The sequence below is a fragment of the Streptomyces fodineus genome (assembly GCF_001735805.1).
Classification (GTDB): Bacteria; Actinomycetota; Actinomycetes; order Streptomycetales; family Streptomycetaceae; genus Streptomyces; species Streptomyces fodineus.
In genome coordinates, this window is the sequence record NZ_CP017248.1 from 6,386,059 (window position 1) to 6,408,163 (window position 22,105).

16 protein-coding genes, 1 tRNA gene and 2 pseudogenes are annotated in these 22,105 nt (G+C 67.8%); 16 read left to right on the plus strand and 3 right to left on the minus strand.

What is annotated here, in order from left to right; genetic code table 11:
- Positions 1–1,309 precede the first annotated feature (1,309 nt).
- Entirely contained in the window at positions 1,310–1,885 is a 576-nt protein-coding gene (locus BFF78_RS27330; RefSeq protein ID WP_159033068.1) for a hypothetical protein, read from the plus strand.
- 52 nt (positions 1,886–1,937) lie between these two features.
- On the opposite strand, the gene BFF78_RS27335 is transcribed toward BFF78_RS27330, so the two are convergent.
- Complete coding sequence (locus BFF78_RS27335) at positions 1,938–2,696, minus strand: GntR family transcriptional regulator (RefSeq protein WP_069780827.1); 759 nt, start codon at positions 2,694–2,696, stop codon at positions 1,938–1,940.
- A gap of 78 nt (positions 2,697–2,774) precedes the next feature.
- Between BFF78_RS27335 and BFF78_RS27340 the strand changes: the two are divergent.
- The 10 genes and pseudogenes from BFF78_RS27340 (at position 2,775) to BFF78_RS46380 (ending at position 12,485) form a co-directional block, all read left to right on the plus strand.
- Positions 2,775–3,058: pseudogene (locus tag BFF78_RS27340) on the plus strand (hypothetical protein).
- Between the two features lie 5 nt (positions 3,059–3,063).
- Complete coding sequence (locus BFF78_RS50220) at positions 3,064–3,375, plus strand: hypothetical protein (RefSeq protein ID WP_079161500.1); 312 nt, start codon at positions 3,064–3,066, stop codon at positions 3,373–3,375.
- Positions 3,376–3,571: 196 nt separating this feature from the next.
- Positions 3,572–3,796: a hypothetical protein gene (locus BFF78_RS27345; protein WP_099054942.1), complete on the plus strand. Its 225-nt coding sequence runs from the start codon at positions 3,572–3,574 to the stop codon at positions 3,794–3,796.
- An 8-nt stretch (positions 3,797–3,804) separates the two neighbouring features.
- Complete coding sequence (locus tag BFF78_RS27350; RefSeq protein ID WP_069783844.1) at positions 3,805–4,536, plus strand: GntR family transcriptional regulator; 732 nt, start codon at positions 3,805–3,807, stop codon at positions 4,534–4,536.
- Entirely contained in the window at positions 4,533–4,835 is a 303-nt protein-coding gene (locus BFF78_RS27355; protein WP_069780829.1) for a hypothetical protein, read from the plus strand. Before BFF78_RS27350 ends, BFF78_RS27355 begins: the two co-directional genes overlap by 4 nt.
- Before the next feature lie 708 nt (positions 4,836–5,543).
- On the plus strand, positions 5,544–7,046 hold the full coding sequence (locus tag BFF78_RS27360; RefSeq protein ID WP_069780830.1) for a chymotrypsin family serine protease: 1,503 nt from the start codon (positions 5,544–5,546) through the stop codon (positions 7,044–7,046).
- 740 nt (positions 7,047–7,786) lie between these two features.
- Positions 7,787–7,972 carry a WhiB family transcriptional regulator gene (locus tag BFF78_RS50225; RefSeq protein ID WP_159033069.1) on the plus strand — a complete coding sequence of 62 codons (186 nt, stop codon included), beginning with the start codon at positions 7,787–7,789 and terminating at the stop codon, positions 7,970–7,972.
- A 45-nt stretch (positions 7,973–8,017) separates the two neighbouring features.
- A protein-coding gene (locus BFF78_RS44890; RefSeq protein WP_107440920.1) for an IS5 family transposase occupies positions 8,018–8,814 on the plus strand; the annotation gives its coding sequence in 2 pieces (ribosomal slippage) (positions 8,018–8,353 and positions 8,356–8,814; 795 coding nt in all).
- 1,700 nt (positions 8,815–10,514) lie between these two features.
- Complete coding sequence (locus BFF78_RS27380; protein WP_069780833.1) at positions 10,515–10,991, plus strand: hypothetical protein; 477 nt, start codon at positions 10,515–10,517, stop codon at positions 10,989–10,991.
- Between the two features lie 444 nt (positions 10,992–11,435).
- Positions 11,436–12,485 carry a hypothetical protein gene (locus tag BFF78_RS46380; protein WP_159033070.1) on the plus strand — a complete coding sequence of 350 codons (1,050 nt, stop codon included), beginning with the start codon at positions 11,436–11,438 and terminating at the stop codon, positions 12,483–12,485.
- 1,278 nt (positions 12,486–13,763) lie between these two features.
- Here the strand turns inward: BFF78_RS46380 and BFF78_RS48420 are convergent.
- Positions 13,764–13,883 (minus strand): annotated as a pseudogene (locus BFF78_RS48420) (NUDIX hydrolase); the annotation flags it as partial.
- Between the two features lie 11 nt (positions 13,884–13,894).
- Here BFF78_RS48420 and BFF78_RS27390 point away from each other — a divergent pair.
- A complete protein-coding gene (locus BFF78_RS27390) occupies positions 13,895–14,455 on the plus strand; it encodes a site-specific integrase (RefSeq protein ID WP_227026201.1) in 561 nt (186 codons plus the stop codon).
- A 181-nt stretch (positions 14,456–14,636) separates the two neighbouring features.
- Here BFF78_RS27390 and BFF78_RS27395 read toward each other — a convergent pair.
- A tRNA-Arg gene (locus tag BFF78_RS27395) sits at positions 14,637–14,709 on the minus strand.
- 321 nt (positions 14,710–15,030) lie between these two features.
- On the opposite strand from BFF78_RS27395, the gene BFF78_RS27400 reads away from it, so the two are divergent.
- From BFF78_RS27400 to BFF78_RS27415, 4 genes are all read left to right on the plus strand, one after another.
- Positions 15,031–16,641: a dynamin family protein gene (locus BFF78_RS27400; RefSeq protein ID WP_069780835.1), complete on the plus strand. Its 1,611-nt coding sequence runs from the start codon at positions 15,031–15,033 to the stop codon at positions 16,639–16,641.
- A gap of 3 nt (positions 16,642–16,644) precedes the next feature.
- Positions 16,645–19,350 carry a GTPase gene (locus BFF78_RS27405; protein ID WP_069780836.1) on the plus strand — a complete coding sequence of 902 codons (2,706 nt, stop codon included), beginning with the start codon at positions 16,645–16,647 and terminating at the stop codon, positions 19,348–19,350.
- A gap of 589 nt (positions 19,351–19,939) precedes the next feature.
- Positions 19,940–20,416, plus strand: coding sequence for a single-stranded DNA-binding protein (locus BFF78_RS27410; RefSeq protein WP_069780837.1), 477 nt, complete (start codon positions 19,940–19,942; stop codon positions 20,414–20,416).
- Between the two features lie 273 nt (positions 20,417–20,689).
- Positions 20,690–22,102: a Cys-Gln thioester bond-forming surface protein gene (locus BFF78_RS27415; RefSeq protein WP_418346692.1), complete on the plus strand. Its 1,413-nt coding sequence runs from the start codon at positions 20,690–20,692 to the stop codon at positions 22,100–22,102.
- Positions 22,103–22,105 lie beyond the last annotated feature (3 nt).

Consider the following 22,105-nt stretch of genomic DNA (forward strand, 5'->3'; position numbering starts at 1 on the left):
CCGCCCGGTGGACAGGCGGGGAATCCGGGGTGGACTCGACGGTCGAGGCATAGGTGATGCCGGCGGCTGCAAGGACGGTCGCGCCTATTCCGGCGCCGACCACAGCGAAAGCACGCGAGGGCATGGGCACTTCTCTCTTTCTTATTGCGTCGGCCGGACGCCGACCTGCGATGAACGTACCGACAGCCCACATAACTGGCATTCCGGGCATGTCCAAGGTGTGAGGCTGTGCGGCCAACCAGGTGTCAGAAGTTCAGGGAGTGCATGTCCGCAGCCGTAGGGCATCGGCAAAGGGCCCGGCGGGATTCGACCCGCAGCACCCGCGTCGGGAGTGGTGGATGTCAGCCGGCCTCTCGATACCTGCGGCCGCCCGTCCTGCTCGTTCAGGTGCGCATCTCGCGCAGGATCCGGCCCAGGTGCCCATGCTTGACCAGCGATGTGTCCCCTGGTGGAGGTGGAAGATCACACCGACGTACATTGCGTGCCGGAGACGGCCCAGCCTCGATCGGCGTGGGGACCGTGCGGGTGAACAGCGGGTGCCTTCGATGCGGTCTGCCGGAGCCCCAGCCGGCGACAGTCGGCCACGGCGGCGGCCCGGCCGACCAGATATGCGCATGCCTCGCCGCACCCGCACCGGACCCAGCCGCGCTGCTGGTAGCCCAACCAGAGCAAGCCGCGGTGACCGGCCCCTGGCCGACGACTTGGGGACGTCCGCCCTTCGGCCCGTTCAGCTCGGGAAGCTTCGATCATTTGCGGCCGGCTTGGGCGCCGACTTGGACGAACGACCGAGGAGTGACCTCGCTGGACTCGGCAGCTTTCACCGGAATTCCCTGTCGCTCCCCGCTCCGTCTGCGCCGACGAGCAGCTCCAGCCAGGTGACCTGCTCTTCCAGGGGGAGTACCGGTGACAGCCGGAATGCCCCGGAGTCCGCCCTTGATCATCAGAAGGGCGTCCGGGGCTGACGTGTCGAGTGACACCCACCTTGACCAGCAAAAAGCCCTCCCAGGCGGGAGGGCGGGACTTGCGCCCCCGGCAGGACTCGAACCTGCGGCCAAGCGCTTAGAAGGCGCTTGGTGGGACCAGGGCCACGCCCTTGCTGACCTGCTTCTCTTCCCTGACAAGGCCTTCTATCAAACGGTCTTCGACACGCAATCGACTCGTGGTAGCGGCGGAGCCACTGCGGTGACCGGAAAGGTTTCGCCGACCTGGTGACACTCCAGTCGAACATCCAGAACTCGAGGCTTTGCCAGACCCGCGAGTCGATTCAAGGCGATGGCCAGTGGGACACCGCACTCGGCACAATGCGTTCGTGGAGTTACTGACTGCCGCGCTCCCCGTGAGCGCCACGGTGTTGGTCGCAATCGTGGGATACCTCCAGTGGAGACGCAGCGAGCGGCGCCAAGCCGAGAACGAGACGGCCCGCCAGGAACTGGAGCAGGCAGAGCGACGTCGTATCGCCCGCGGACCGTATGACCAACAGCGGCTGGAAGCCCTCCGGGAGCTGCTCGACAAGCTCCGAGAGCTTGAAATCCAGTCACGTTGGAACGCGGGGGGACAGGACCTGCGCGCCGAAGTTCCAAAGATCAACACCTTCCTGATCAAACATGGCGAGGTGCTGGAGGACGAAGATTGTCGGCTGGCACAGCAGTTCCTCGAAGGGCTGACATGGATCGACCATCACGCAGCTGGAGATCGGCGCAGGTGGGAGGAGCAGAGGGAGCAGGAGCTCGCTGCGCACGGCATCGACATCGGCCAATACGAGAGTTCGTGGGAGCGGACGGAGCCTTTGACTTGGATTGGTGATGCCGATCGGGCCGTGCGGAAATGGACGTCAGCGCGGGCGGCCTTGGAGGAACGGCTTCGTAAGGCACTTCAAGGCCTGTGAGCGACCGACATCGCGCCGTCGGCACGACTATCAGCCCGATCAGGTCACATAGCTAATGACGGTTGATCGGAATCTCGTACACGATCTCGCAGTGAGCGGCGGGGACCACGATGTCCGCCGTCTCCACGGGCCGCCCTTGGTCGCTGTAGTACGTCCGCCGGATGTGCGTGACGAGGGCGGCCTTCTGGATGCCCAGGAGTGACGCCTCCTCGGCGCTCGCCTGCCTCGGCTCCGGTTGCTCCACGGCATGGCTGACGGTGACGCCGATCGCGGCCATGCGATTCACGACCCCTGCCCCGGCGTGCGGGCCTCCCTCGGGGAGGACGACGAGAGTGCCGGCGGTGAGGTCGTACGGCTCCCAGCTCGTGGACAGCTGCACGGGCCTGCCGTCGGCCAGGAACTCGTACGTCGTCCGGACGCACAGGTCACCCTCGGCGATGCCGAGCCGTGCCGCGATGTCCGCGGGAGCCGGCACCTTGGCCTCGGTCCGGCTCTCCCAATCCCCCTGCCTGCCTACGGCCTTCATGTCAGCCCGGAACGGCGACCCGTCGGGCCGCTCACGCGCGGACGAACGGACGACCCTGACCCGCTGCCGGGGTTCGGCGACGTACGTGCCCGAACCGGCGCGGCCCTCCAGCACGCCCTGGGAAATCAGCAGCTCCTGAGCCCGGCGGACCACGTTCTCGCCCACCCCGCACTCCTGGCCGATCTGAGCGCGGGAGGGCAGACGATCCCCCGGCTCCCACACGTGCTCCGCGATCCGTCGCCGGAGTTCGTCGGCGATGCGGAGATAGGGCGGCTGCTCAGGCATATGGAAAATCTAGTCCACTAGCTCTAACCTAGTTAACTAGCTTCACTGAAAGTGATTGCCGGTGACGGAGGCTGCCCTGTGCCCGCTTCGGGAGTTAGCGCGGCGGCCATCGCTGCCCGGCTGTCCGCCGTGGGGCCTCCGCGCGCGTGGAGGAGCACGACCGGTACACGTCGGTCGAAGCGGAGGTGCCGGGATCGCTCTCCGCCGACTTATGGCGGGAGGCCCTGGAAGTGGTGGCCGAGGCCGATCGGTTCGGTCTCGTCGCCACCAGCCTGAACGGCCGCACCCTGTGGGCGGTCGTACGCAAAGCGGTCCCCACGACGGGCGATGTCGGGGGACCAGCCATCAGCGATAGGAGCTGAGTAGCGTGCTCAACCGTATCCGCCGTGCTGTCTCGCTCACCAGAGCGCGGTACTTCCCCAAGGGCAGGCACCGCCGCCCCTTAACGCCCTCCAGGCCGCCGGCCGCCCCCGCCTCCCCTTCGTCCGCTGACCCGGCGACGGTCATCCTGGGCCGGGCTTCCGACAGCGCGAACCACCGGCACCCGCTCGCGGGGGAGGACAACGCACTCGTCCGCCCGTACGTGCTGGCTTGGGAGGAACGAGTACGACCGCGCGCGGTGGTAGTTGCTTCCCACCTGCCCGCTGAAGCTTGGTCGCGGCTCGCGGGAGTCAGCTGATGCCTCCTCGCCAACAGCCCCAGATCGCCGATGCCTCGACCGTCCCCTACCGGTCGACTGCCTGCCGTATCGGCACGCACCTTGCCTGCACGGAGTCCTCGCCGGTCTCCGCACCGATCGACTTGCCAGTCATCTACGAGACGTGCGCCTGCCCATGTCACTCGGTGCCCCACTCGATGCCCACAGAGGTGGAGCAGTGACCGGCTGGGCACCCGGCGGCGCGCTGGCCTCCAACGTCGAGATCACCGCGGCCACCGTGCAGCGTGGCGACGTCATTCAACTCGGCGGCAAAGCATGCAGGGTGAGCGATCTCTTCCAACTCCCCCAGGGGGCCAAGCAACTCCTCTTCGAGTCGGGCGAGCTGCTGACCATACACGCGCGAACCCGGCTCGCCGCTGTTCGCGTACTGAGAAGGCGGTGACCCGGTCCATGCCTCCACGCCATCACGACATCGCCGACGATCTCCGGCAGCAGATCACGACCGGCCGCATGAAGCCTGGCGAATGTCTTCCGTCCGAGGTCGGCCTCGCCGACCGATACAAGGTCAGCACGGTGACACTGCGGCGCGCCCTCGCGGTCCTCCAGGGCGAAGGCCTCGTCGAGAAGATCCACGGCAAGGGCAACTTCGTCCGTCGCCCACCCCGCAAGATCGTGTACGTCGGCGGATGGGGGACGCTGGACCCATGGACCGCTGCTGAAGCGGCCCTGCGCGTCACCGTGCGCACCACGACCGTCCAGGCAGACGGGCACCTTACGACTTTGCTGAAGGTGCCGACGGGCAGCCCCCTCGCCGAATTCTTCTGCATCAGCCACGAGGGAGAGTCACCGCACGGACTGGCCCGCATCTACATCCCGCGCGATCTGGTCCCGGCCGGAGTGCTGAACGGCGAACCCTCCTGGCAGGAGACCGCCCTACGGCTTGCCGTTCTGGGCTCGCCGTCGGCAACCGTCCGGGAGACGGTATGTGCCCGCCTACCAACACCGGACGAAGCATCGGCCCTCCGGACCGGCTCCTCCAAGGCAGTCCTCGCGATCACGCGCGTTGCGACCGACACTGCCGGGCGAGTCGTCGAGGCCGCCCTTCTGGCGTTCCCAGGGGATCGCGTCGACGCGGTCTTCACCACCCACCACGTGACCGATGAGAGGCAGGCGCAAGGATGACGGCACCGAACGAACTACGACTCCTCCCGTGGTCGGAACCGGAAGGCAAGCCCTGCTACCTGAACACCGACGACAAGGGCGGCTACATGTCCCGCCTGGCGGACAACATCGAAGCGGTACAACTGGGAACGGCTGCCGAGCTGCTGGAGCATGCCTTGGACACCCTCGACGACCAGGACGCGGGCCCGGAGGACCTGCGACGGTTGGCGAAGGAACTGACCAGGGCATTGCGGGACGTGCTCCGCGTTGCGACCAGTCGCGGTCGCCTCCTGGCAGCAAGCGATCCTCATCGCCCCTGAAGGGTCTGGCGCGTTTGGGGGCTACGACCTGCTCAGTGTGACCCAACTTGCCGGTCTATTAATCGGCCCCTCCGCTGGCCAGTGGTAAAGAAGGAGCCTGCGGCTCTGACCTCGTCGGATGCCGTGGGCACCGGTCGTTGTCGGTAAGCGTCGACTGAACTCGGACGGCCCCGAGACGGCCCGGAGTTGAGTCGGGTAGCCGGGTCATGGCAACGTGACCCGGCTACCCGACTAAGTTCACGTGATCATGTTGGTCCTTCGACCGTGATCGAAAACGGGGATCGGTCATTCTATGAAGCACCCGAACTTCGCTACGCGGCAGGCGTATCCACCCGGAAACGGGAAGCTGCGCAAGAGCGGCTCACTGACGCCATCCCGGGCCTTGACTAAACAATGACCCCTTCGGTGGAAGAGCTATGCCAGTAGCTGGTGAACCGTCTCGCGAACGACTGAAGGATGCCGCTTGGATGTAGATGTCGAGGCGGCGCCACCCTGCATCCCAAGCCCCCAGACAGTGATGCCGTGGCTGAAACATCAACGTCAGATCGAGAACTCTTGATCGGCATGTTCATGCCCTACTTAGGATGGCCGGGCTGCGGGCGAAGGGACTAGACCATCCCTTCTTCCTGTGGCTGTCCGTCACGTGTCCGGGGGCGCGGCTGCGTTGGCCGCATCCCCGACGCGTTCGTCGAGAAGTGGGGAAGTTTCTTGCGTTTTGCACGATCTACCGCTGCGGCTGCCGCTACGGCAGCTCTGGTTGCGGGAGTCATCACCAGTCTGGCTTCGCCGGTCAACGCCTTATCCCTGCCCCTGAAGGACAGTGCGTCCGTCACCAGCCCCTCGGCACTCACCATCGCGGACAAACAGGGAGTCCTCGACAGGATAGCGACACGGATAACGCAGAACCTCACCGAGGGTGACCGTGCGAAGATCCCCGGCTTCACGGAGATCGAGGTCGACCCGATCCACAACCAACTCCGCCTGCACTGGAAGGGCACCCCGCCAAAACGCGTCACTGACATCCTGGCCCACCTGCCCAATGGGATCACTGCCAAGATCATTCCCGCCCGCTACTCCAAGGCCGACCTCCACGCGGCACGCGACAAGCTGATGCACGGGGGCAGACCGATCGACCTGCACATCCGGTCAGAGTCCACGCCGATCCGTATCACGACCATGGGCGGCGCTGTCGACGGCAGCGGCCTGGAGATCACCTACGCCAGCGCTTCGGGCACGGCAGCACGGGAATCGCTGGCGCCGGCTGTCCGCAAGGAGCGCTCGCGCGAGGTCAAGGCCCTAGCCGACCGGCTGACCGGCATCAGCACCACGGCAAACTACAAGCCTGTACCCGATATGGCCCCGCCGGCCGCAGCACCGGCCAGTCGTGCCCCCTCGGCCAAAGACGGCTCTGCGGTGCAGAACACCAGGCTGTGGGACATGCCAGCCTGGACTGGAGGAGCCGCGCTCAGGACTCCTACGGGAAGCCTGTGTTCCAGCGGATTCGGCATCAAGAACGAAAAAGGTCAGAACATGCTGACCACCGCCGCCCACTGCAACGGCAACGACGGCCTCTGGCGCACGTACGGGGGCAATACAGCCGTCGGCGGTAGCGACGGCCGAGAGTACGACACGAGTGTGGACGTCCAGGGAATCGACCTTCCGCAGCCGGAGGTCACCGGCAAGCTGTACGACGGGCCAGCGAAGGCCAACTGGCACTACGTGAAGCCGATCACGGGCCCGGCGCAGAACTACATCGGTGACTACGTGTGCGAGGACGGTGCCAATGGCGGCGTCCACTGCCAGCTCAAGATCGAAAAGACTGATGTCGGGACCAGCGGTTCCGGAGGATGGTGGCGCCCCATCGCAGACCTCGCCTGCACCGGCGGGCTGACGTCCGACAAGAGTGGGTGCGCCACTCCGTCGAGCACGGATGACATCGCTGGGGTCAACGGTGACAGCGGGGCTCCTGTCTTCCGTGGCGTCAACAACTTCACGGCCGATGAGGCACGCGGAACGCTCACCGCCTTCGACGGGGAAATGCCGGGGTCCACGGCCGAACACCACGAAAACAGTTGTTCCGCTTCCGAAAAATCGGATGTAGTGGACACGACCACGAGTAGCGGAACGCCGTGGTGTTTCCCGGGGCTCTACTATGTCCCGATTCGGCAGACCCTCGCCATCATGAACTGGACTCTCGTCACCGGTCAGTGACGTAACAGCTGACGGGAGACGCTGATGCGTCTCCCGTCAGCATTCCTGTGGCGCATCGACGCACGGAGGAGACTGCTGTGTACGGAAGTAGGTCCCAACTGTTTCGGCGTATGGGCTGTTCTGTCCTGGTTCTGGCAGTCTTCGCGATGGTGGGGCTGTACTTCTGGAACCGTTTGGAGCGTTCACACAGTGAAGACGCCTCGGTGGTGGACGGCCCGCGAGGGGGAAGCGTCATCGTGAGCGATAACGGTCGTACGATCAGCGCGGTCGAGAGCTGGGGTTCGTGCGAGAACCGCCCTCGTATCGAAGCCCACGAGTCTGTTCATACCGTGACACTGGTACTGAAACGCACGTGGCCTCTGTGGGGAGGGCGTGGCGACGAGGTCACCTGTGGCCACAACGCCGGTGAGAAGATCAGCGTCCGCCTGGACGCTCCACTTGGCGACAGAACGTTGACCGATAAGTTCACCGGGCGTCCTATCCCCTTCAGGACCGCCCCCTGACCGCTTTAACCTCCGCCTCCCCGTGCTTCAGCGTGGGGAGGCGGAGGTCAACGGCCGTGGGCGGGATCCGGGAACCAGACGCACTGTTGCGCAGTTCTTCCCTGCAAGGACACCGGTCGCTGGCGGTGCAGGTGCGGCAGCAGGACTGCCTGGACGAGGCGGCATGCACATAGCCCGGCGCCGATGTAGATCCGGAGTCGTTCTTCACGGAGCGTACGGAAGATCGGCAGGCTGACCGTGTGGCAGGTCCGCTCGGGCTTCCCGGTCCGCGAGGGCTGTTTGCAGCACGGCCTGGAGACAGGCGAGCGGTGGGGCGTGTGGGGCGGGATCCCGGCGGGGACGCGGCAGTGGTCGGCGGCGGACGGCGCGTCCAAACGACGGTGCCCAGTACGGGACGGGCGCAGGTTAGCGCGGCCTCTTTAAGACGTCGTCTCATTTGGATCGCTGGGTAATCTGCACCGTGTGGTGATGGTCGAGCGCATGGTGCCGGACGAGTTGTGGGAGCTGTTCCAGCGGGTGGTACCGCCTGCTCCATCGCGGCCGCAGGGTGGTGGTCGGCGCCGGTATGGGGATCGTGAGGTGCTGGCCGCGATCATCTTCGTGGCCACGACAGGCTGTACCTGGCGGCAGTTGCCGCCGGTCTTCGGCCCGTCGGGGCCGACTGCGCACCGGCGCTTCACCGAGTGGACCGCCGCCCGGGTCTGGGCGAAGCTGCACCGCCTCATCCTCGACGAGCTGGGCTCGCGCGGAGAGCTTGACTGGTCGCGCTGCGCCATCGACTCGGTGAACATGCGGGCCCTGAAAGGGGGGACCTGACAGGTCCGAATCCTGTGGACCGGGGCAAGAAAGGCTCGAAGATCCACTTGATCACCGAGCGGACCGGTTTACCCCTCTCCATCGGGATTTCCGGCGCGAACCTGCACGACAGCCAGGCACTCGAGCCACTCGTGTGCGGCATCCCGCCGATCCGATCCCGCCGCGGCCCGCGCCGACGACGGCCCGCCAAGCTGCACGCGGACAAGGGCTACGACTACGACCACCTGCGCCGATGGCTACGCCAGCGAGGCATCCGGCACCGCATCGCCCGCAAGGGCATCGAGTCCTCCACCCGGCTGGGCCGGCATCGCTGGACGATCGAGCGCACGATGTCCTGGCAGGGCGGCTGCCGCCGTTTGCACCGACGCTACGAACGCAAGGCCGAGCACTTCCTGGCCTTCACCGCCATTGCCTGCAACCTCATCTGCTACCGCCGACTCACCAAATGAGACGACGTCTAAGTAGGGTAGCCGGGTCACGGCAACGTGACCCGGCTACCCTACTTAGTCCTCAGGGGCCGGCCGGTTGGGCGACAGCGGACACCTTTGACAGGGGCCGCAGGCGCGCTGTCTGCACTGATCGTGCTGGCAGTGGGCTGGTACCTCCTCATCGCAGAGAGGCGTGTCCTCTTGGCGGTGGTTGCTGATCTGACCTGCGGCGGAGTAGCGGTGGAGTCCTGGTCGCACTCGGGGCAAGTCCCCGCTGTTCCCCGTGGTTCCCCGCAGAATCTGGCACGCGAATGGCACGGTCCCTTTGCCTCGAACGTCCCTTGGCGGAACTGGGCCTCGGAGTGTCTGAGCCTCAGCCGACGACAGTCAGCCACGACGGCGGGTGCGCCGACCAACCACGCACGCGTATGCCTCGCCGCACCCCCACCGGCCTCAGCCTCGCTGCCATGCCGTCGACCAGAGTGAGTCGCGCCGGCGGAAGCGTGGTTGTGAGACCTTGGGTGATGACCGCTTCGTCCCGAAGCAACTTGGAGCGGCCGTTGTGCTTGGGGTGTAGTGCCTGTCATCTGCGCTAATGGTCCGCTGACGTCCACGGGTGTTCGCGGTTGTGCGTCGTGGTTGTCACGCAGTTAGACACTCAGTGTGCCTCGCCCGCATCGCTCTAGGGGTGTGTTACGCGCGAGCCACGCGATCTCTAGGCCCGCCCCACCAGTTCAATCGCGATGGGCGCAGCGGACTCGATCTCGATCGTGGCCCCTTCATCCTCCTGGAGGGGGTCAGAGGAAGCGTCGATGGGGAGTACGACCAGTCTCGTGTGCGGTCGAGGAAGCTGACCCAGGTCCAGGGGCGGATCGTGACGCAGGATGTCGACGACGCGAACGAGCGTCTCGGGGATGCTGACGCTGCACAAGTCCCCACGGTTTAGGTACTGAGGGCTCGGCTCGGTGCGAAACAGCGTGTACGACCACTCCCACGAGCCAGGGTCAACGGGAAAGGCCACTTGCCCGTTCCATCGGAACCGTGAGTCCGGATCGACCTTCTCCCAGGGCCACTCCACAGAGATGTAGGAGCCCCGAACGTCGGCAACTCGCGCCCTCGCTGGCGAGCAACCCACTCGCAGTACATCGCCCACCTGGTAGGCCGGTCGACCGGCTTCGCGCTTCACCACGCTGCTCCTAACATGTCTGATCCGTGTCCGAAGGCTACGGCTGGTTGCTGCCTTCTTCCTGCCCTGGGCCTTGCCGGGGATCTTGGTGAGCTGGGTTCTTGCTGGTCAGGGTCGGTGAGCTCGTGCGCCTGGTGGTCGTCGTTGGTCGTCTTTGGCCACTGCCGAGCGGCCTCGGACGGCCCAGAGACGGCCCAGCTTCGCCGCGCTCGACTGACGGCCGGCGCCCTCGATGGGTCCCGTCTACCACGCGCGTGTGCCTCGCTGTGCCCGCACCGGCCTCCACCACGCTGCCGGTCCCGTCCACAAGAGCGAGCCACGACGGCCGACCCATGGCGACGGTGCCCTCAGCTTGGGAAGCTGCGGGCACTTGAGGCCGGTTTGGCGCTGAGCTGGGTGAACGGCTGGGCTGTGGCTTCTTAGGGCTCGACTGCTTTCCCCGTGGTTCCCCGTGGTTCCCCGTGGTTCCCCGCTCGATCTGGTGCGGTTGTGGTGCGGGGCCGACGGGCGTCCTACCAGTGGCTACGGTCGGTCTATGCAGTGGTTCACCTTGATCAGCACCATAGTTGGCGCGGCGATCGCCACAGGATCCGCCATGCTTCTGGACCGTCAACGGTGGAAGCGGGAGCGCTTAGATCGTGAGACGCAAGCGCGTCGTGCCCTGTATGGGGACTACCTGGCCGGCCTGTCCGAGTCCCGTCATGCCTGCGGCAACATGGCGCGTGACCCGGACATGGATCTCTCGACGCGCCGGGCCACAGCTCGCGAATCGTTCGGGCCGTGCATCGGGCTGAGATACCAGATGACCATCAGCGCGCCCAGTCGCGTCGTAGAGGCCTCGGAGGATGCCTTCCGCCGTCTGCGCGACCTCCGCGATCGGGTGATGGAGGGAGTCTTGGTCACTGATCCCGTGTATCTGGAGGGGCGCCGAACCTACGACGATGCCCTTGCTGTGCTGCGGGCCCGCATGCGAGAAGACCTGCGCGTCACTGAAGACGGCGCTGCGCCCTGAGCTTGGGAAGCTCGGGTCTTCTGGCGGCATTCAGTGCACTGACCTGCGTCGGACGGTGGTCCAAGCTCACCGACTTCGTGGTCAAGCCCCCGCTGATACCCGTGATTCACCGCAGCATCTGGCACGCGGGTGGCATGACTTTCGCCTCGACTCTTCTGGGGGGTTCCGTGCCTCGGGCGTCTGTGTTTCAGCCTACGAACGTCAGCCGCGGTAGCAGGTACGTCGACCGATCAGGCGCGCGGATGCCAGGACACCCGCGTCGGCTGGTGACGATTGCCGCCGGCCCTCGGATGCTCGCCACAACGGGTAGGCAGTAGCTACACAAATTAGTCCACGCTCGCGTGACAGACATGCCACAATCACATAATGGCGATTAGATTTGACAGAAAGAGTCACACGCTTAGCGTCGGTGATACCAAGATCGAACCTTGCGGACTCGGATATATGTACGAGTATGAAGAATGCAAGGAATTGAGCCTTCCTGGACTCCGGCATGCAATCGCCAGGCTGGAGGGAAAGAAAGTTCCTCCATTCAAAGCGGGGGCAAGGGAGTCGGAAGGCGGCACCGTCGTCCCCGAGCAAGAAATCGGTTCACTGTTAGAAGGTGTGACCGGAAACGTGACATTTTGCGTGCGCGACAACATGAGGCCGGAATTCATCACGATTGATGTGAACGATTCGGGAGATATCGTCGCCTCTTTCTTCCTTCCTTGCGAAATGGAGCATCCTTCTGATGTAATCAAGATCGTTTCCCCGCATCTCGCAGTTCGAGGCGCTCGTCTAATTCGGTGCAGGTACTGGGACGAACCAGGCCCGAAAATGCCACCGGGTTGGGATTTTGACCTACTGCTACCCCGCAATAGGGGAACGCTTTCTGGGGTTCATGAACTGGCCGTGGTGCTCGCCAGGACTTTGAGCCTGCCACCCAACACTTCTATGGATGCCGAAGTCGTAGCGAGTCTTTGCCATGGCGCCCCTGAATCCCTTGTCGGGCTGGAGGAACCTGACTGGCTGGAAGTGAAATCACAGGGATACGATCTGGATAGTATGAAGGATAAAATCGAGCTCGCCCAAGACGTCTCACGATTCGCCAATAGCGAAAAGGGAGGAATCCTTGCTGTTGGCTATAGAACCAAGAAGAACCGGAATGGCGAGCTGATCTCCAAGTGTACCCCCGTCCATGAGGGATTTGCTCAGGTTGCCCGCTATAGAGCAACCATCGACAGCCGTATTTTTCCCCCAATTGACGGGCTTGTGATTCGAGCCTCTCCGCATAACGGAGGGTGGGTGCTGACCGTATTCGTTCCATCGCAGGCAGAAGAGAACAAGCCGTTCTTGGTTCACGGCGCGATTGCCGGCGGAAAGGTGGAAGGAGCCTTCATTTCGATCGTTAGGCGGCGGGGGGAGGCGTCAATTCCGATCACAGGTCCAGCCATTCACAGCATGTTGTCTGCAGGGCGTTCGATATTGCATGGCAAGCGCCTCGGCCCTTAGTGCAGGCAGTGGTCATTGAGGTCGGTGAAGTTTCACTGGCCAAGTGAAGCCAGGCGTCCGCCCTTCATCGGTTGAGGCCAGCTCGCGACCTGGGCTCAGGTTTTGCGAACTGGCCTCATCCTTATCAGGTCGATCACGGGGGACTGTCGACATCGACCAACCACGCCTGCGCCTCAGTCGATCGTCCACCGAGGTCCGGCGGCGACCGCCGCTGTTCGCGCTTGTTGGTGTCAGTTGCTGATGTCACTCGCCACACGTGGTCTTGACAGACTGCCGGGCATCGCCGCCTCAGTGCGTCCCTGAAGACGCTGTGCCGGTGGGCGTAGGGATCGATACCTGCGACGACGGGGCTTCTCCGGTGGGCTGCCTCTGGGAGCCGGAGTCGCCGACGCCCAGTAGCAGGCCTAGTGCAAGCATCGTTGAGAGCGCCGCCGTGATCGCTGCTGCGGGGTCACCCGCCCTCACCGGGCCCGGGTGATGGTCCTTGGCGTACTTAAAGGTGAGGCTTCCGACAAAACAACCGATGGTGAAGATCACCATCTCCGCTGCCCCCATGTGTACGGTCATTCGTGGGCCCTTCGGCTCAGGGGGCCTGCCCGCGCTGATCCGCCACGGTCTGTCGAGCAGGCCCCTACCAGGCCCACCGCGGATACGGGGGCCTCACCCCTTGAGAAGTGAAGGGCCCAAACGCAACAAAGGCCCAACTCTCCTTAGGAGTTGGACCCACCGCGCGAGGCGACGGAAAGACTCAATCACCGCGCGAAGGGCGAAGGCAAATCCGGAATGAGTGATCTGCGTCACATTGCACTGATCTGCAGGTTCTTGCAGATGCTTCAGGGGTGCGGTCGGTACGGAGAGCTAAGAGCACCCACCCTGACCCACCACTCGCCCCAGCTCCCATCCCGTACGCCGTCGACCCACACACCGTGGAGCAGGCGTGGTTCATGGCGTCCAGGTGGAGCGCGCCACTGTACGAACGACCTGGACGCCATGGGCCGCGTCTGCTCGGCTCTGCCTGGGTCGACGGTGTACGGGATGGGAGCACCCCACGCACGCCACAGCGGACCCGCAGTCGGGAACGGCGCCCCCTCCATCCCGGTGCCGGCCGATCCCCCGCCGGAGGCATTGTTCTGACCGTGGCCTTGCCGTCCAGGTCTCGCCTCAGGGCCGTAGCTCGCTGCGGCCCCAGGGGCCGGCCCCTGCGCCGAAGGCGTGTGGGGGCCGGCCCAAGGGGCCAGCCCGCGCCTCGCGCGGGCCCTTGATGATGGAGAGAAGGTTTTATCCCGCTGGGATGAGGCGCTTGCCGTCGTGGCTGCGTACGTGGGGGCCGTTGCCGTCCAAGGCGTCCAGGAGCCTGACCGCGAAGACCTCGGCCATGCGCTCGCTGACCTCGTCGGGAAGCCGTCGCCATGCGGGTGGAGGACGTGACCCTGCCCGAGCCCGACGCCGACGACCAATGGTGCGAGTTGCTGATCCACACAGCGACCCCGGAGGTCGGAAAGCAGTGGACCGACACGGGGGAGATCCACGAGCAACGCGACCTGAAAGGTCGTGCGGAGGGTGAAACACGCACCGTGCCGGGGCATCCGGCCCTGACACGCATCCTGCGGCAGCACATCGAGGACGAACAGCTTCAGCCGGGTGATCTGCTGTTCCAGGGCGAGTCGGGCGGCATCCTCGCCGGTTCCGTCATCCGCCGGGCGTGGCGCAGCGCGCGTAAGGCCGTACTGCCCCCGCACGTCTTCGAGTCGCCCACCGGGCGCCGCGTCTACGACAACCGGAACACGCGCCTGACGAAGTGGCTCAACGACGGCATCCCGCCCGCCCAGGTGGCCGAATGGGCCGGGAACAGCGTCGCCGTGCTCCTGGCGACCTACGCCCGGTGTGTCGACGGGCAGCTGCCGGACCTGAAACGGCGGCTGGAAGCTGCGGGCGACCTCCCTGAAGCGGAGGAACCGGACGTTGGCTGATCTTCTTCGGGTCGAGAACTTCGACACGTATTCGACACGGCCACCCGCGAAAACCCGGTGACCGCCGGACAGCCCCGGACCACGCCCTTGATCACCAAGGGGATGTCCGGGGCTGACCTGCGTCGCGTGAAACCGCATCTGACCAGCAAAAAGCCCTCCCGACGGGAGGGCTGAGGCTGTGCGCCCCCGGCAGGACTCGAACCTGCGGCCAAGCGCTTAGAAGGCGCCTGCTCTATCCACTGAGCTACGGGGGCCTGGTGCGGTGGCTTCGTGTCGGGTGCCCTGGTCCGGGCCGGTCCGTGACGTTGCCGGGGACAAGGATAGGGCTCCCGGATCCTTGACCCTGTCGCTTCCCCTCCGTGACTCGATGTGGAGGTTCAGTGAAGCGGTCTGATAATCGCAGGCAGGTGCCATTTGCGCACCGCTTTTGGGTGTCCGACGCGCCGGGTGTTGTGCACTCGTTATGCCTGGACTGTGCCCGTGTCCCAATGGTTCCTTCCGCCCGTTCCGTCCTCTCGGCGCGCAGGCATGTCTATATGCTTCAGAATTCCCCTAAAATTGGGCATTCTTCGCATGTGGTGACCTTGGACGTACGGCCTCAGCTGCTCGACACACTCTCCGCTCTGCGCGACCGTGTCGCCGCCACACGCTTTCCGCTGCCCCTGCCAGGGGCAGCACGCGCGCGTGCCAATCGCGACGAACTCCTCGCGCAACTCGACGACTACCTGGTACCCCGCCTGCGCGAGCCCGAGGCGCCCTTGCTGGCGGTCATCGGCGGATCCACCGGCGCGGGCAAGTCGACGCTTGTGAACTCCCTCGTCGGACGGCGCGTGAGTGAGGCGGGCGTGCTACGGCCCACGACCCTGACGCCGGTCCTGGTCTGTCATCCGGACGACCACCAGTGGTTCAGCACCATGCGCGTGCTCCCCGAGCTGACGCGGGTCTGGGCGAACCGGCAGGACCCCCTGGACGATCTTCTGCTGCCCGCCCGCGAGGACTCCGCGCGCGTGCTGCGCATCGAGACCGCCGAAACCCTCCCGCGCGGGCTCGCCCTCCTCGACGCGCCCGACATCGACTCGCTGGTCGCCGACAACCGCGTCCTGGCCGCGGAGCTCATCTGCGCCGCCGACGTCTGGATCATGGTCACGACGGCGACCCGTTACGCCGACGCCGTCCCCTGGCACCTGCTGCGCACCGCCAAGGAGTACGACGCCACCCTCGTCACCGTCCTGGACCGGGTGCCCCACCAGGTCGTCTCCGAGGTGTCCCGGCAGTACGGCGCCCTGCTCGCCAAGGCCGGGCTCGGCGACGTACCCCGCTTCACCGTGCCCGAGCTGCCCGAGTCCGCCTGGGGTGCCGGCCTGCTGCCCACCACCGCCGTCGCGCCCCTGAAGGCCTGGCTCGTCCACCATGCCCAGGACGCGGCAGCCCGGCAGCAGGTCGTGGCCCGTACGGCCCACGGCCTCCTCGACTCGCTCAAGTCGCGCATCCCCGAACTGGCCGGCGCCGCCGCCGCCCAGTACGCGGCCGGACTCCGGCTCACCTCAGCCGTGGACACCGCCTACGACACCGAGCACGCGCGCGTGCGGGGCCGTCTGCAGTCCGGTGCCGTCCTCGCCGGTGACGCCCTCAAACGCTGGCGCGCCTATCCCCTCGACTGCACCGCCGGGGAACTCCTCGACGCCCTCGTGGAGAGCCTCGCGGCCCTGCTGCTGTGCGCCGTCACCGCCGCCGACGAGCGCATCGACGAGACCTGGCGTCACGAACCCGCCGCCGCTGCCCCCGGGCTCACCGCCCGCGACGCCTCCCTGGAGAGCGCCGAGCACCGCATCGGTCTCGCGGTACGGCGCTGGCGGCGCGAGCTGGAGGAATACGCCGAGGACGAGGTACGGGACCTGGAGCGCACGGTGGCACTCGACTCCGAGGTGGTGGCCGCGCTGGTGGCCACCGCCGTCCTGGGCGGGCGGCGGGCGCGCAGCGCGGGCGAGGGACTCGCCGAGCGGATCAGCGCCCACGGCGCGCTCCGGCTGCGTGACCGGGCCGGACGGCTGCTCATCGAGCACGTGGACCGGGTCCTGCACACCGAACGCGAGCGGCGCCTCGCCCCGCTCGACGCCCTGGAGGTCCATCCCGACCCCCAGGCCCAACTCATCGCCGCGCTGTCCGTACTGCAGAAGGAGAGGTGACCGGTGACCGCCGTCACTGACCACGACCACACGGACCATATGGGCCACGTCGGTCAATCCGGCCACGTGGATCACCAGTCCGCGCAGAAGGACGATCACTCCGACCACGCCGGCGACATGGACCACGGCGAGCACATCGGTCGCAGGGAGCGCAGCGGTTACATGGAGCACGGGCGCGGGCGCGGGCACGGGCCGGGGCATGAGCCGGGCGAGCGCGAGGCGGGGGCCGGGCCGGAGGGCCTCGGCGGCAGCGAGTCCAGCGACGGCTTCGGGGGCGGGGGCCGTGCGGAGGACGGCGCCGGACCGGTCGCCTCCGCTGTTGCCGGCGCCGTTGAGGACTCGGCCGAGGGCGCGACGGACGCCGTGACCGGGGATGTGGCGGGGGAGGCTTCGTACGAGGGCGGGGACGGGCGCCACGCGCGCGTGGGCGAGCCGAGGGCCGAAGCGGATCTCCGGCCCGCTTCGGTGCTGGACCACGAAAGTGACGTCCAGGACGGGGACACCGAACGGGGGCAGCACGCGCGCGTGCGGGACGAGAACGCCCCGCCGGAAGCCGACGGGGCTTGGGAAGGCCGTACGACCGAGGAGGCCTGCGCACCTCAGGAGCCCGGCGAAGGCCCCGGCGAAGGCAAGGAGCCCGCCTGCGCGGCCACGGAGGCGGACGCACCTGGGCAGGCTCACGGAACGCAAGAAACCCACGAGACCGAGGAACCCGGCGGCAGGACCGGAACGGGTGCCGCCCGCGAGCCCGGCGCGCCCCGCCACGCGCCCGCGCGCGAGAAGGAAGCCCCCGCCGCCCAGCCTCCGCATCCCCGTTCGCCGTACCAGCAACAGCAACCGCAACCGCGCCGACGGCCCTCCGTCGGCCTCGAAAATCTCAAGGACCCCCTCACTTCCGGCAGCCCCGTCCCCGCCTCCGCCAGCCCCGCAGCCGTACCGCTCGGCGCCACCCCCACCCAGGACAGCGACCCGGCCTCCGCCGAGGCGCCGTGGGGCGACGGGCTGATCGCCCGACGGGTCACGGAGACCGGCACCGCCGAACGTGCCTCCGCGCTGGAGACCACGCCCCGGGCCCCGGGCAGCGGGCAGACCCCCGCCCCCCTGGCGTACGACGGCCCGCTCCGTTCCCGGCTGGACGCGCTGCGCGAGCTCGTCGGGCTGTCCCGGACCCGGCTGGACACCCATACCCTCGCCGAGGCGGGCCGGGTGCTGGACGAGGCGTCGGCCCGGCGCAAGCTGTCCGGCCAGCACACGGTCGTCGCCATCGCGGGTGCGACCGGCAGCGGCAAGTCGCAGCTGTTCAACGTCCTTGCCGGCGTTGCCATTTCGGAGACCGGCGTACGACGCCCGACCACCGCCTCGCCCATCGCGTGCAGCTGGAGCGACGGTGCGGCCGGCCTCATCGACCGGCTCGGCATCCCCGGCCGCCTGCGCCGCCGCCCGGCGCACAACCCGGACAGCGAGGCGCAGTTGCGCGGGCTGGTCCTGGTCGACCTGCCCGACCACGACTCCGCCGCGGTGGAGCACCGCAAGCAGGTCGACCGGATCCTGAAGCTGGTCGACGCGGTGATCTGGGTCGTCGACCCGGAGAAGTACGCCGACGCCGTGCTGCACGAGCGCTATCTGCGGCCCATGGCCGGGCACGCGGAGATCATGTTCGTCGTCCTCAACCAGATCGACCGGCTGCCCGCGGAGGCCGCCGACCAGGTTCTGGACGACCTGCGCAGACTGCTCGACGAGGACGGCGTCGCGCTCGGCGAGTACGGCGAACCGGGCGCCACCGTGCTCGCGCTGTCCGCGCTCACCGGCGACGGCGTCGACGAACTGCGCGAGGTGCTCGGCCAGTTCGTGGCGGAGCGCGGCGCGGCGGCCCGCCGGGTGTCGGCCGACGTGGACGCCGCCGGAGCCGATCTGCAGCCGGTGTACGCCACCGGGCGCCGGGCCGGCCTCAGCGAGGAGGCGCGCGAGGAGTTCGCCGCACGGCTCGCGGACGCGGTGGGCGCCGTCGCGGCGGGCGAGGCCGCCGAGCGCGCCTGGCTGCGCAACGCGGGCCGCGCGTGCGGTACGCCCTGGCTGCGGCTGTGGCGCTGGTACCGGTTCCGCGGCGAATCCACCACGGGCCGCATCCCGGTGCGCACGACCCAGCCGGACGAGGAGGCCACGGCCCGCCAGCGCGTGGAACAGGCGGTCCGTACGGTGTCCGAGCGGGCCTCGGCAGGGCTGCCCGCGCCGTGGGCGCAGGCGGTGCGCGAGGCGGCCGTACGCGGGTCCCAGGGGCTGTCCGAGGCGCTGGACGAGCTGGCCGCACGGGCGGGACTGCCGCCGGGCCGGCCGCCGCGGCCGGGCTGGTGGCCGGCGGCGGTGCTGGTCCAGGCGGCGATGACCCTGCTCCAGGTCGTGGGCGGCGTGTGGCTGGGCGGCCAGATCGTCGGAGTCATGGCGCCCAACCTCGGGGTTCCGGTGCTGCTGATGCTCTGCGGGATCATCGGCGGTCCGCTGGTCGAGTGGGGCTGCCGGATGGCGGCCAGGGGCCCGGCCCGGCGCTACGGCCAGGACGCGGAACGACGCCTCAGAGAGGCCGCCGCCGGCTGCGGCCGAGCCCGCGTCCTCGACCCGGTGGCGGCGGAGCTGCTGCGGTACCGGGAGGTGCGGGAGCAGTACGGACGGGTCATGGGGAGCGGCGCGGTGAGCGGCGCGGGGGTGAAGTGAGGGCCGCAGCGAGGGGCGGCGGCAGAGCGCGCGTTGCGGGCGGCGTGAGAGCCGGAGTGGGGGAGCGGGTGGTGTGAGAGCGAGGGGCCTCGGGCGTACCGGGGCCCCTCGGCTGTTTTTCGGGACTTGACGGTCGCCTCTCGGGCCTCTCGGCCGTTTCTCGGGATTCGACGGCCGTTCGCGGGGCCTCTCGGCCGTTTTTCGGGATTCGACGGTCGTTTCTAGGGCCCCTCGGCCGCTTCTCGGGGCTCCACGGCCGCCTGCCGGGAGCTCGGGCACCCAGGGTGAACAGGGCGGCGGGGGACGGGGTCACTCGTGTGGGTGGCGGGGTTTTCCACAGGTGAGGGGTCGTCCACAGCGCTCAGCGGGTCCGGCCGGGCCGAGGCAGTCTGAGGTCGCGGCGATCGCACGGCGCCTGTCGCCCGAGGGACGGCGGACGGTGCGCGCGATCGGCGGACGTGTGGGCACGTACGGCGCGGGTCGTCCGGGCCCGCACGGCAGACGCACACGACCGACACAGCCGTACGGGACGACCCGTACGTGCGTCCGCCCGGCCGGAAGGGACCGGGCGGGGGAGGGGAGCGAGGACATGAACGAGACCATCGTCTGCGTGGTGGGCAACGTGGCGACCCAGCCGGTGTACCGGGAGGGGGCGGCGGGCCCGTCGGCCCGGTTCCGGCTCGCGGTGACCACGCGTTATTGGGACCGGGAGAAGAGCGCCTGGGCCGACGGGCACACCAACTTCTTCACGGTGTGGGCCAACCGCCAGCTCGCGGTCAACGTGAGCGCGTGTGTGGAGGTGGGCCAGCCGGTCGTCGTGCAGGGCCGGCTGAAGGTGCGCACGGAGGTGCGCGACGGGCAGCAGCAGTGGGCCTCCGCCGACATCGACGCCGTGGCGATCGGCCACGACCTCTCCCGCGGTACGGCCGTCTTCCAGCGCGCGGCCAAACCGGAAACCGCCCTGACAGCGACCCGGCCGGAGCCGAACTGGGAGACACCGCGTCCCGCCGACCCCCAGCCGGACGGTGTGCACCAACCGGCCCCGGAGCCAGCAGCGGTGACGTGACATCAGCGATCGACCGGTCGCACCGAAACCGGGCGGGCGCCTTGGGCCGCCGTGGCCCAACGCCCCGTACGAACCGGTGGATTTGTCGATATGCCCAGCTCACGGACGGTCCCGGCGATAACGATTACGGATCGGATCGCCCATCGGATCATCCGACCGGCAGGAGAGGCTCCGGCTGATCCATAGGATGCCGGGCGTGCCCCTAGGGGCTGCCGATTCTGCTGGTGGGACCGTCCCCCCACGTCCAACGGGTCCTGCTCGAAGGGGAATTCTGTGCTTGCTGCGTTCTCTGGGTTCCGCCGTTCCGCCGGAGCGGCCCGCCTGGCCGCCACCACGACGGTGTCCGGTCTCGTGGCGGCCGGTGTGCTGTCCGGCGCCGGTACGGCCGTGGCCGACGGGACCGATGGCACACCGCAGACCGAGGGCGGGGCGACGGCCACACTCAACGGTCTGAAGACCTACGGCGAGGCAGTGATCCACGAGGACGGCGGCGACCAGCGGGTGGCGGCGGGCCTGTTCGAGATGTCCGTCGACGGCGGCGGCACCCTCCAGACGTACTGCGTCGACCTCCGCAACCCCACCCAGCGCGACACCCCCTATCAGGAGTCGTCCTGGAGCGAGACCTCGCTGGGTACCAACAAGGACGCCGGCAAGATCCGTTGGATCCTGCAGAACTCCTACCCCCAGGTCAACGACCTCGCCGCGCTCGCCCGCCGGGCCGGCGCCGGCACGCTGACCGAGCAGGACGCGGCGGCCGGCACCCAGGTGGCGATCTGGCGGTACTCCGACCACGCCAAGGTCGACGCCGTCGACCCGCAGGCCGAGAAGCTCGCGAACTATCTGCAGAAGACCGCCCGCGACCTCGGCGAACCGCAGGCCTCGCTCACCCTGGACCCGCCCGCGGTCTCCGGCCGGCCGGGGGCCCTGCTCGGCCCGGTGACCGTGCACACCAACGCGTCAGCCGTCACGGTGAGCCCGCCGCCGGACGCGGCCACCAGCGGGGTGCGGATCACCGACAAGACCGGCAAGGCGATCAGCTCCGCGCAGAACGGCACCCGGCTGTACTTCCACGTTCCCGATGAGCCGGCGAACGGTACGGCCCAGCTGACCGTGCAGGCGTCGACCACGGTGCCGGTGGGCCGGGCCTTCGCCTCCGACAGCCGCAGCCAGACCCAGATCCTGGCCGGCTCCAGCGAGTCCACGGTGTCCGCGACCGCGACCGCCACCTGGGCGGCCGAGGGCGCCATACCGGCGGTCTCGGCCCGGAAGAACTGCGCGAAGGGCGGCGTGGACATCATCGCGGCCAACAAGGGCGACCAGCCCTTCACCTTCGAGCTGATGGGCGCCGAGCACACCATCCCCGCGGGCACCACCCGCACGGTGACCGTCCCGCTCCAGGAAGACCAGGCCTACGACTTCACGATCACCGGCCCCCACGGCTTCAGCCACCGCATCACCGGCGTCCTCGACTGCAAGACCCAGGGCGCGATCACGACCCTGACAGCCCGGCTCCACAACGAACCCAGCCCCGCCTCGGTGGGCGGCACCACGGCCCCCGACACCAACCTCGCCACCACAGGCGGCTCCGCGATCACCCCCCTGATCGCAGGCGTGGCCATCGGCTTCGTGGTGATCGGCGGGGCGGTGCTGGTGGTACTGCGCAAGCGGGAACAGCCCGGCGACTGACCC